Origin of the sequence: Ruegeria alba (assembly GCF_022321465.1) — a bacterium.
Classification (GTDB): domain Bacteria; phylum Pseudomonadota; class Alphaproteobacteria; order Rhodobacterales; family Rhodobacteraceae; genus Ruegeria_B; species Ruegeria_B alba.
In genome coordinates, this window is the sequence record NZ_JAKOEM010000031.1 from 24913 (window position 1) to 35819 (window position 10907).

At 59.0% G+C, this 10907-nt stretch carries 9 protein-coding genes, 1 tRNA gene and 1 pseudogene; 2 read left to right on the forward strand and 9 right to left on the reverse strand.

The genetic code is table 11. The features are described 5' to 3' along the window. Positions 1 to 65 precede the first annotated feature (65 nt). The 8 genes from MB818_RS20650 to MB818_RS20685 are packed head-to-tail and all read right to left on the reverse strand — an operon-like array spanning position 66 to position 8769. A complete protein-coding gene (locus tag MB818_RS20650; RefSeq protein ID WP_234140862.1) occupies positions 66 to 1451 on the reverse strand; it encodes an FAD-binding oxidoreductase in 1386 nt (461 codons plus the stop codon). 3 nt (positions 1452 to 1454) lie between these two features. Next, positions 1455 to 1859, reverse strand: coding sequence for a RidA family protein (locus MB818_RS20655; RefSeq protein WP_234164013.1), 405 nt, complete (start codon positions 1857 to 1859; stop codon positions 1455 to 1457). An 11-nt stretch (positions 1860 to 1870) separates the two neighbouring features. After that, complete coding sequence (locus MB818_RS20660; RefSeq protein WP_234164016.1) at positions 1871 to 3319, reverse strand: M81 family metallopeptidase; 1449 nt, start codon at positions 3317 to 3319, stop codon at positions 1871 to 1873. A 31-nt stretch (positions 3320 to 3350) separates the two neighbouring features. Further along, positions 3351 to 4799, reverse strand: coding sequence for a M81 family metallopeptidase (locus MB818_RS20665; protein ID WP_234164018.1), 1449 nt, complete (start codon positions 4797 to 4799; stop codon positions 3351 to 3353). 1 nt (position 4800) lies between these two features. Beyond that, positions 4801 to 5325, reverse strand: a complete 525-nt coding sequence (locus tag MB818_RS20670) for a TRAP transporter small permease (RefSeq protein ID WP_238906291.1) — start codon at positions 5323 to 5325, stop codon at positions 4801 to 4803. 1 nt (position 5326) lies between these two features. Then, complete coding sequence (locus MB818_RS20675) at positions 5327 to 6301, reverse strand: TRAP transporter substrate-binding protein (RefSeq protein WP_238906294.1); 975 nt, start codon at positions 6299 to 6301, stop codon at positions 5327 to 5329. A gap of 45 nt (positions 6302 to 6346) precedes the next feature. Then, positions 6347 to 7630 carry a TRAP transporter large permease gene (locus MB818_RS20680; RefSeq protein WP_164129990.1) on the reverse strand — a complete coding sequence of 428 codons (1284 nt, stop codon included), beginning with the start codon at positions 7628 to 7630 and terminating at the stop codon, positions 6347 to 6349. Continuing rightward, positions 7627 to 8769, reverse strand: coding sequence for an NAD(P)/FAD-dependent oxidoreductase (locus tag MB818_RS20685; protein WP_234140848.1), 1143 nt, complete (start codon positions 8767 to 8769; stop codon positions 7627 to 7629). The genes MB818_RS20680 and MB818_RS20685 overlap by 4 nt, the downstream gene beginning before the upstream one ends. Positions 8770 to 8868: 99 nt before the next feature. Here MB818_RS20685 and MB818_RS20690 point away from each other — a divergent pair, with 99 nt between their 5' ends. Both MB818_RS20690 and MB818_RS22140 read left to right on the forward strand, forming a co-directional pair. After that, complete coding sequence (locus tag MB818_RS20690; RefSeq protein ID WP_238906296.1) at positions 8869 to 9471, forward strand: helix-turn-helix domain-containing protein; 603 nt, start codon at positions 8869 to 8871, stop codon at positions 9469 to 9471. A gap of 39 nt (positions 9472 to 9510) precedes the next feature. Further along, positions 9511 to 9645, forward strand: a pseudogene (locus tag MB818_RS22140) (IS256 family transposase); the annotation flags it as partial. Positions 9646 to 10732: 1087 nt separating this feature from the next. Here MB818_RS22140 and MB818_RS20695 read toward each other — a convergent pair. Next, positions 10733 to 10809 (reverse strand) — tRNA-Met (locus tag MB818_RS20695). Positions 10810 to 10907: the final 98 nt, after the last annotated feature.

Below are 10907 nucleotides of genomic sequence, written 5' to 3' on the forward strand. Positions count from 1 at the left end.
TGGGCCAAACCATTTGACCGTGTGTCTCAGTTTTTCAGGGTTCCAGAATACCATTCCGAGCCATCTCATCCGACCGGTTCAATCGTCTTGCCCGGGTTCAGGATACTATCCGGATCCAGCACGTTGCGGATGGTTTGCATGAGGGAGATGGCCGACGAGGTTTTCCCCATTTCGAACCAGGGCAACTTGTCCATCCCTATGCCGTGCTCAGCCGAGATGCATCCATTCATCACCGTGACCCGATCATAGACGATATTACTGATGTCGGCCTTATGGGAGATCGTATCCTGACCGATACTCACGACGATATGCAGGTTGTTGTCGCCCATGTGCCCGAAGCGCGCAAATCGGGTTTTCGGCCATCGAGTGGTCAGTGTCGTCTCCAGTTCCTGGACACAAAGCTCCATCTTGGAAACGGGCAGCGAAACATCAAAAGCCAGAAAAGGAGACAAGTTTCGAATGATAGCATCTATGTCGTTGCGGATTGCCCACATGTCCCAGCGATCCGCTTCGGACGCGGCGATGGCCATATCCTCGACAAGGCCATCTTGATAAAGCGCGGCCATAGCGGTTTCAAAGGCTTCCGGATCGCGGGCGGTCCCTGCTTCGCTTTCGAACAGAAGATAGATGCCAGAGGCAACCGGCAGCGGAAGCCGCCCGGTCCTGTGACGTGTCGCTATTTCATAGAATTCCGGCCACATCACCTCGAATGCCGTCAGATCGTTGCCTAGTGCCGCTTCGACCCGGTTTCGCACCTCCAGGGACGAAGCAAAATCTGGAATGAGTGCGAAGGCGGTATTCACATTCGCCAGGTGCGGGCGGAGCCGCAATTGAGCGCGGGTAACGATGCCAAGCGTCCCTTCGGCACCGATGAACAGATGCTTGAGGTCGTAGCCGGTATTGTTCTTGATCATGGAGTTGGACAGATCGAGGATCTGACCCGAGGCGGTGACTACCTCCAAGCCCAGGACCTGCTCGCGCATCATGCCAAAGCGAAACGCTTTTTCTCCCCCGGCATTAGTCGAGATCAACCCGCCGACCGTTGCGCTGCCTCGGGAACCAAGGTCCATCGGGAAAGAGAGGCCTGCGTCTTCTGCGGCCTGTTGCAGGTTCTGCAACACCACCCCGGCCTGAACCGTCGCCACGCGGTTGACGGGATCGATGCTTTCGATCTGGTTCATCAGTTCCAGCGACAGGTACAATTCCTTGCCCGTATGGCGAAGGCCGCCGACCAGCCCCGTGCTGCCGCCCATCGGGATGACAGGCGTCTTGTGGGCCGAGCAGATTTCGAGGGCCTTGGCCAATTCCTCGGTATCGCGCGGACGCAGGATAGGGACAGGTGGCATTGCCTCGCCAGTGACCGAGATCAGACGACCCTCCGCATCTTCAGGCCTAACTATGCGGTCTTTGCCAATTTGTTTCGAAATGGTTTCGCAAACCGTTGTCCACATTGGTCAGCTTTTCTTGTCAGTCTCTGGGATCGCTGCGACAGCTTCGATCTCGACCAATGCACCGGGGATAGCCAGGGCAGAAGTCACTGTCGAACGCGCGGGGAAGGCATCTCCGAACGCTTCGGCATAGGCCGTGTTGAATTCCGCGAAGTTTTCTAGGTCGGTCAGCCAGACGGTTGTCTTGGCGACGTCGGCCAGGGTCGCTCCTGCCTCGGCCAGAACGGCTTTGAGATTGGCGATGGCTTGGCGGGTCTGCGCCCCGACGCCGCCATCGACAGGTTTGAAACTGGCATCAACACCCAGCGCACCCGAGCAGAAGATCAGGTTTCCGACGCGGGTTGCCGGAACCAGTGGAACCTTGGCTCCGTTCGGCAGGACGGGGGGGAGACCGATGCGGTGAACTGTCATTGCTTGATCCTTCAGTTGAACGGGTTTTCGACCTTGGGCCAGAAGTTTCCATCGCGCTTTGTAAAGGGAATGATGGTCATGTCGGGTGTCACGGTGCCGGGGGTGCGCACATGGACCACCTGCGGGCTGATCCGCTCGAAATTCTGGTAGAAATGGTTGGTCGATTTCGGGATCAGGGCGCGCATCTGGGTGATGTCGATGCCCAGATCGGTATAGACCGAGGGCGAGAAATTCTGCGTGCGCAGCGAGGACACGATCAGGTGCACGCCGTCGGCATCAAGCCAGACACCGGTGCCCATGGGCATATCGGTTTCGCCCAGTTTCTGTGTCATGTTCTCGCGGATGGCGCGGACGGTCACATCCAGATCCACCGCATCACCCGATTCCTTGCAGATCTTGCCGCCAAGGCGCACCCGCAAGCGCGCACCGACACCGGCATCCTGGCACATGGTCACCAGCACAGGATCCCAGAAGATGCCGTGGGCAATATCCTTCATCCCGCGCCGGAGGATCTCTTGCAGGAAGAAGGTGGAATCCGCAGGCGCGCCACCGCCGGCATTGTCCCCCATGTCCGCCAGCGCGATCGGGCCGTGATTTGCCGCAGATACGATATCGAGCGCCGCCGAAATATCGGGATAGTTCATCCGCAACCCATCGCGGATATTCCAAAGCTTGTCCGCAAACTCCTTGGCAACGCGCGCGGCCTTGTCTGCATCTCCATCTGCGATAACCAGCGTTTTTGCACCGACGTCTGCCACATCGGCCCAGGGAAACCCATGGGTCAGTGAGACCGATAGGATACCATCCTTGCCCTCGGCGTCCTTCATGGCCTGCACATAGGTCTTGGCAGGCTCTTTCATGGTCTCGATGATCGTCAGCATCCGGCAGTCCTGCGCCCGCATCACCGGCTTGGTCTTGCCCTCGGCGGCGTCGGCGGCCATCACGAACAGCTCGCGCGCGCGCTCGGGCGCATCGACATGCGGGTATTCCTTGAAGTTGATGATCAACGTCGCGTTGTCCAGCATCGTCTGAGTCAGGTGGTTGTGCGGGTCAAGCTCCAGCCCGATCACCTTGTCCGGCCCCATGATCGCGCGGGCGCGCGCCATCATGTCTCCTTCGCAATCGTCATAACCGTCGGCGACCATAGCGCCATGCATAGACATCAACAGGACATCGGGTTGATGCCTTTCAATATCGGCGAGGATCTCGTCGCGGAAACCTTCGTAGACCGCGCGCACAGTCGGGCCCGCCGGCTGCGCCGCAGCGGTCAGGCTTTCGATGACCTCCCAGCCTTTTTCCTCTGCCATACGCCGCCATTCGTGCAGGGGCGCGCTGAACAACATGGCAGGCTGGCGCGTCGCCTCGCGCGAGACCATGCTGGCCTCGAAAGCGAGCCGGCCAGTAGGCATCGGTGAAAACGTATTGGTTTCGGTTGCAAGGCAGGCAATAAGCAGTTTCACGGCAGTCAGTCCTCGGTCTTATGCTAGGCGATCAGGCGAAAGGGTTCTCGGCCCTGGGCCAGAAGTTTCCGTTGCGCTTGGTGAAAGGAATATTCGGGATGTCCGGCGTAACCGCACCGGGCGATCCGACATGGATTACCTGCGCGCTGACGCGGTCGAAATTCTGGTAGAAATGGTTCGTGGACTTCGGGACCATGATCCGCAGGCGCCCGATATCCAACCCGAGATCGGAGAAGACTGATGGCGAATAACACTGTCCGCGCTTGGACGACAGGATCAGGTGGACACCATCGGCTTCCAGCCAAACGCCCGTGCCCATTGACATCGACATTTCATTTACCGTCTGAAACATGTTCTCGCGAATGCCGCGCACGGTAACGTCGAGATCTATCGCCTCGCCCGACTCGGCGCATATCTTGCCGCCGATCCGCACCCGCATTTGGGCGCCGACGCCCGCGTCCTGGCACATGGCTACTAGCACGGGATCCCAGAACTGTGCGAGGCCAACATCCTTTATCCCGCGCCTAAGGATTTCCTTAAGAAAGTAGGTGGAATCCGAGGGTGCGCCGCCCCCGGCATTGTCACCCATGTCCGCCAATGTGACGGGAAACTCGTTGGCCGCTTCGGCCATGTCGAGCGCGGTGGAAATATCCGGGTAGTCCAGACGCAGACCATCGCGGATATCCCAAAGCCGAGCGGCGAATTCTTCGGCGACACTTGCCGCCTTGTCCGCATCACCGTCGGCGATCACCAGTGTCTTGGCCCCGACATCGGCCACGTCCCCCCAGGGAAATCCATGCGTGAGCGAAACCGACAGGATGCCACCCTTACCCTCGGCGTCTTTCATTGCCTGCACATAGGATTTGCCCGGTTCCGTCAGGGTTCGGATGATGGTCAGCATTCGACAGTCATGCACGCGCATCACCGGGCGGGTCTTTCCTTCGGCGGCGTCAGCAGCCATGTTGAACAGCTCGACCGCCCGGTCCGCAGGGTCGATATGGGGATATTCCTTGTAGTTGACGATCAGGGTCGCGTTGTCGAGCATGGCCCGGGTCAGGTGATTGTGGGGATCGAGCTCGAGCCCGATCACCTTGTCCCTGCCCATGATGGCCCGCGCGCGCTGCATCATGTCACCTTCGCAATCGTCATAGCCCTCGGCCATCATCGCCCCGTGCATGTTGATCAGGAAGATGTCCGGACTTTGCGCTTTGAGATCACGCAGGATCTCATCGCGAAATTCTTCATAAACGGCGCGGGTCGTCAGCCCCGCGGGCTGTGCCGCCGCGGTCAGGCTTTCGGCGACCTCCCAGCCCCGTTCCTGCGCCATACGGCGCCAGACATGCAGCGACACATTGTGCATGCGCGGCTCTACCTTGCTTCCTTCGCGCGTTAGAAGCTGTGCTTCGAAGGCAAGACGTCCGGTCGGGATCGGCGAGAAACTGTTGGTTTCCGTGGTCAGCGCCGCAATCATCAGCTTCATGTCATGTCTCTTTCGGCTGCATCAGTGCTGTCGACAGATTTGCCAGCAAGTGAAGCATGATCAGGCCAAAGCCGATTGGAATGGCCATTGCGAAAACGGACATCGGTACGTCGAGGGTTTCTGCGGTGACCCGCGCGTTCCGGGCGATATACCCCGAGGTAATCTTTCCGTTCAGCCCGTAGAGGCTGTACCAAAGGATCGGCGCGACAAAGATGAACGCGCCGATCGCACGCACCACCGCATAGATACGTCCCACCCCATCAGTACGCTCTCGCGCAGCGGGAAACAGGGACGGATCGACCTGGAACCGGAAGGCGCAGGATGCGCCGAGCAAACCGGCCCAGACCATGAGGTATCGTGCAAGCTCCTCTGTCCAGGCCGGCGGTTGATCGAGAAGATAGCGCGCGGCGGCCTGCCATCCCGCGATCAGCACCAGCGAAGCCACGGCCAGCACCGCGCCCCAAAGGGCAACGCGGTTCAGGAAAGCCGAAAAGCGATCAAGCCAGGAAACCGCCGCGCGCATCATGTCACTCTCCGATCGCGGCCTGCCAGGCGGCCAGCGCGCCTTCGGGCAGGGGCACCATATTGTGCAGGGGTGCGCTCAGTGCCTTGAATTCGGCCCAGGCCTCGGGGGATAGTTCGGTCACCTCGATGCCGGCTTCGCGCAGTTTGTCCATTTCGGCCGACCGGGTCGCGAGCCACGCGCGGTTGGCCTCGGTGGCGGCCTTGGCAGCGTCCATCACGATCGCCTGCTGTTCGGCCGAAAGCCCCTGGTACCAGTCCTCGGACACGATGATGGTGCGGCTTCCCAATCCGACCTTGGCATTGGTGAAATACTTGATGAACCCGGTATGACCGAACATGATCGGAACCATCGGTGGGTTGAGGTATCCGTCAGCGATGCCGGTCTGAAGGGCGTTGGGCACTTCGTCCCATGCCACGATGGTGCCGTTGGTGCCCCAGAGCTTGTAGACCCCGATCTGGTTTTCATCCAGAGCCCGCATCCGCAGATCGGCCAGATCAGCCGCCTTTTCGACTGGGTGCTTGGTGTTGAAGATCCCGGCGGCAGACCCCAGCGCGGCCATGCCGATGACGCGCACGCCTTGCGGAACGGTGCCGGCATTGATCTTGTCCATCATGCCGTTGGCAAGACCGCGGTCGAGGCTTTCCCAATCCGGGAAGAAATAGGGCAGCGTGGTCGGAATGATGTGACCGTCCAGTGCGCCGACGCCCTTGGTGTCAGAAAGGGAGACTTCGAGCAGCCCCTGCTGCACCTGGTCCATCTTCTCGGCCTCGCCGCCGAGCGCGCCACGCTCATATTCCACCGCTTCCATGCCATTGGCATTCAGGTATTCGGAGAACACATTCGCCCAGACATAGGAACCGGAGTTTTCCAGGTCCTTGGCTGAATCGAGCGCGATCTTGATCTCTGCCGAAACGGGGCCGGCGATTGCCAGGGTCAGCGTAAGGCACGCGGGACCCACAAGTTTCATGAACGACATTCTAGTTCCTCCTCTTTTTTCCCTTTGCTTTCAGGGAATATTTCTTCAGTTCCACAATCCAAACGCGCGCGGCAGGTAGAGGCTGATCTCGGGGACGAAAACCAACACCCCCAGCACCAGAATTTCGACCAGCACGAACGGGATGACAGCGCGGGCCAGGGTCCAGTAGTTCAGCCCCGTGACCGTCGAGACGATCAGCAGGCAGCCGCCCATCGGTGGCGACACCAGGCCAATGGTCAGGTTGAAGCAGATCACGATACCCAAGTGCACCGGGTCTGCCCCGTTGGCCAAGGCGACCGGCGCTACAAGTGGAACCAGCAGGGCCAGCGCCATGGGGATGTCCAGAAACATGCCCGCCAAGATGAAGAGCAGATTCATCGCCAGCATGAAGCCGACAGGTCCCAGTCCCAGATCGGTGATCAGGGCCGAGATCGCCTGCGGCACCTTTTCCAGCGATGCCAGATGGCCAAAAGCGGCGATGGCGCACAGAACCACAAAAATGGAGCCGGTCAGCATCGCGGTGCGGCGAAGACTTTCGACCACGTCCTCGAGTTTCAGCCCCTCGTAGAAGATGGCGGCCAGGGCAGCGACGATGACGGCGACGGCGGCGGCCTCTGTCGGCGTCATCCAGCCCAGAACGATCCCGCCCACGATGATCAGGGGCAGCAAGAGCGCGGGCAAGGCCCGGGCGATTGCAGGCAGGATCGGCGGCGCCTCTCCCTTTTCGATACGGGGATGGTCATCGCGCACCGCGTAGTACCCGTTGAGGGCAAACAGAGCGCAGGCAAGCAAAAGGCCGGGAAGGATGCCGGCCACGAAAAGGGCGGCCACCGAGGTCTGCATGATCGCGCCATAGAAGATCAGGATGATCGACGGGGGAACGATCGGGCCAATGATCGAAGAGGCCGCGGTGATCGCCCCGGCATAGAGGCGTGTATAGCCGCGTTGTTCCATTGCAGGCACAAGGGTGTTCGACAGCGAGGCGGCGTCGGCAACCGCCGAACCGCTGATCCCGGCAAAGAATACCGAGGTCATGATGTTTACGTGCCCCAGTCCCCCGCGAATGCGCCCGACCATGGCCATGGAGACATCGATCAGCGCCTTGGTCACGCCGCCTCGGTTCATCAACTCGCCTGCGAGGATGAAAAGTGGCATCGACAACAATGCGAAAACGCTGATCTGCGAGAAGACCTTTTGCGGCAGAATGGCAAGGTAGCGGGCGTTTTCGGTCATCAGGAACGAGACGACCGCCGTGGCCCCGACCACATAGGCCAGACCTAATCCCGATGCGAGCAGGACCGCGAGCAGTATCGGAGCCAGCCAGATCATGCTCCGATCCCTTTGCGCCCGGGCCGGATGTCATTCGGTTTCAGGTTTTCAGCTTGAATGTGTCCGGGGATGCCTCGACCCGTCACCTCGGCCGCGGCCAGTTGTGCAAGCGCCGGAGCAGACTGGATCCCATATCCGCCTTGCCCGGCCAGCCAGTAGAAGGACTCGACCTCGCGCGAAAAACCGACAACCGGGCATTTGTCCGCGACAAAGCTGCGCAACCCGGCCCAAGAATTCTCGATCCTTCGCACCGAGATGTCAAAGGCGTGTTCGATCCGGTCGACACAGATCGCGATATCCATCTCGTCGGGCTGCACATCGCACGGGGGTTCGGGGTCTTCGTTTGCAGGTGAAACCAGAAGTTTGCCCGCGTCCGGTTTGAGGTAGAACTGCTCGTCGACATCGACCACAAGGGGCAAGCCATGCACGTCGTACCCTTGGGGCGCCGCGATCATCAGGGCCGAGCGACGTTTGGGGACAAGGCCGACGCACTCGGCCTCGGCCAGCCTGCCCACTTCGTCGGCCCATGCCCCGGCGGCATTGATGACGACGCGCGCCGTTACTTCGGAGTTCCCGGCCATGATCTTCCAGCCGTCCCCGGTTTTCTCTAGCGCAGTGACCGGAGCACGGGTCAGCAAGGTGCCTCCGCTGGCCTTGAAGCGCCGCAGGTAGCCCTGATGTAATGCGGCCACGTCGATCTCTGAAGTCCCATGGTCCCACAAGGCCCCTATCGCGTAACCGTCGCGCAGAAGCGGAAGGCGGGCTTGAAGGTCTTCGGCGTCGATGCGCGTGACGGTGGATGCATCGGCCAATTCGTGCTGCATCGCGTCGAGACTTGCCCTCTGATCCTCGCGCGCCACAAAGGCCGCGGCGATCGGCTTGAGAAGGTCCTGGTCGGTGAACCCCTGCGGCGGGTTCTGGAAAAAGTCCAGCGATGCCCGCGTCAGCGCGCGGATCGGCTGCGGACCATAGATGGGCGCGTAGACCGCCGCGGATCGGCCGGTCGTATGGTAGCCGGGCTGGCTTTCCTGTTCGATAAGAACGACCCGCCCCGATGCAGCGAGTTCCGCCGCGACCGAGGCCCCGGCGATGCCCGCGCCAATGACGGCAAAATCACAATCTGATGACGAATTCGGCACGCTTCACAGTCCCAGGGTCGGTTTCATTTTCAATTTCGGTAGCAAGACGCTACAATATTTTCCAATAGGAAAACAATGGAAATTTTCCAATAGGAAAAAATGCAGAAAATTCTGAACGATCTCGAGCCCAGTCCCACCGCGACCGAAACCAGCCTCGGGGCCCGTGTCCGGCAAATCAGGAAGACACGGAAATGGACCTTGAAAGAACTGTCCGATCGAACCGGCCTTGCAATTTCGACGATTTCCAAGATGGAACGTAGCGAGATTTCATTGACTTATGATCGCTTCATGCGGCTCGCCCAAGGGCTCGGGCTGGACGTGGGCGAGCTGTTCGATGCCGATGCAGAAGGTTTCGCGCATGGGACAATCACGGTCACACGCGCGGGCGAAGCACCGATCCATCGTTCCACCACATACGACTATGACATGCTGGCGTCAGACGTGAGCGGCAAGCACATGGTGCCCATGGTCGGGCGAATCAAGGCGCATAGTTTCGCGGCCTTCGAAGACTTCATCTCTCACCCTGGCGAAGAGTTCATCTATGTGCTCGCAGGAGAGGTCACCGTTTTCCTCAAGGGGCGAGATGCGATCACCCTCGGGCAAGGCGACAGCATCTATTTCGACAGCGGTATCGGCCATGCATATGTCTCGGTCGGAGATCAGGATGCAATGGTTTTGGGTGTGTGTTGGAAGCCGACGTGAACCAACGGGAAAGGTGTCACTTGTGGACAAATATGGACCCCACCTGATTGCAACTGCCTGAACCTGGCCGCCGCTCGCTTGCGTCATATCGCGGGAACCCAATGGTCCACCCGCAAGTACGTGAATATGACCCCGCTATTAGCGGATCAAACCCAAGGAGCCGTCGTCGCGTGAAAAACGAAAGTGCGAAAAATATTTGACAGTACCGTACAGATTTCCGGGTTGTTTAAGCTACGGCCTTCACCTGCTGATCGGTTTCAATGCGGTTAAAGTAGACCACGGCGGGCGGTTGACCGCCATGGGCAGACGCAACAAGCCCCCACGCATGGGGCCTCGCCGAATGTTGACTGAGCGTTGACCAGAATTGCGCAAATACGAAAGCGCCCCGGGATGTGACACATAAGTATTTGATCTTTGGTATAATTTGGTTGCGGGAGCAGGATTTGCCCTTTACCGAACATCGGATCGGCTGATTTGAGATGAGTTCCGCCTCCATCTTATCCCTACCGCTTTTCAAAGAAATCAAAAATCTCGTGACCGATTTCCAGGTTGCTGCTCTCCTGCCCTGTGAAGCTTCGCAACGGGCGCAGCAAATTCCAAAATTCCCCGCGGTATCGCACCCGCACCAACAAAACATACTCTCTTCAACACCGTAGAACGATGGGCGTAATGAAACAGAGTTGTACAAAACGATCAGGCCCTACATTGCTCTGCGTTAACGATCGCCACCTAGCGAAAGCTTCGTTACAATGGAACAGACACCAACAGTGTATTAACAATCAAACCGGACCAGTCAGATCAGGCCACCCAACCCGATTGCTTCTCTTCACTTCTGGATCAAGAAAATCTTGTGGATATTGGAATAAGTCTACCGTGGTGCTCAGATAACCGAAGGCTTTGTTTTTGACCTCGACGGCGCAGAAACGAGCCGACGTGCTGGATCCAGCCCAGCTCGTTCGCATCGAAGCCGTGCATCGCGGCTTCCTGTTTCAGCATCTCTACACAGTGCAGTGCCTCCTAAGCCTCCATGGTTATGCCCAAGTGTCCGGTCGAAACGGGGGCCAGTTCAGCAACCGCCTGAGTGTCCGGTCGAAACGGGGGCCAGTTCACCCTCTTGGTCACAATGCCGTCGAGGAAGACATATGGGTGAGTGCGGCAGTTTGTTTTCTGTTTTGGTGTTGATGTGGCGTTGATGTAGACGCGGGAGAGCGTGTGGCACGGGGATACCATCACTTTAAGTCTTTGATAACGCGTATAGATTTGGTTGCGGGAGTAGGATTTGAACCTACGACCTTCAGGTTATGAGCCTGACGAGCTACCTGGCTGCTCCATCCCGCGCCGGTTGTTTTTGTGATCGTATTAGAGAGAATTGAGTATTTATTAGGTTTGGCGGTGACCTACTCTCCCGGGGCTTGAGCCCGAGTACCATTGGCGCG

What these genes read in the sequence shown, in the direction of transcription:
- MB818_RS20665 (WP_234164018.1), bottom strand. Translation starts at nt 4,799, where the DNA reads ATGAAGCTGATGATTGCGGCGCTGACCACGGAAACCAACAGTTTCTCG.
- MB818_RS20655 (WP_234164013.1), bottom strand. Translation starts at nt 1,859, where the DNA reads ATGACAGTTCACCGCATCGGTCTCCCCCCCGTCCTGCCGAACGGAGCC.
- MB818_RS20680 (WP_164129990.1), bottom strand. Translation starts at nt 7,630, where the DNA reads ATGATCTGGCTGGCTCCGATACTGCTCGCGGTCCTGCTCGCATCGGGA.
- MB818_RS20650 (WP_234140862.1), bottom strand. Translation starts at nt 1,451, where the DNA reads ATGTGGACAACGGTTTGCGAAACCATTTCGAAACAAATTGGCAAAGAC.
- MB818_RS20690 (WP_238906296.1), top strand. Translation starts at nt 8,869, where the DNA reads ATGCAGAAAATTCTGAACGATCTCGAGCCCAGTCCCACCGCGACCGAA.
- MB818_RS20675 (WP_238906294.1), bottom strand. Translation starts at nt 6,301, where the DNA reads ATGTCGTTCATGAAACTTGTGGGTCCCGCGTGCCTTACGCTGACCCTG.
- MB818_RS20670 (WP_238906291.1), bottom strand. Translation starts at nt 5,325, where the DNA reads ATGATGCGCGCGGCGGTTTCCTGGCTTGATCGCTTTTCGGCTTTCCTG.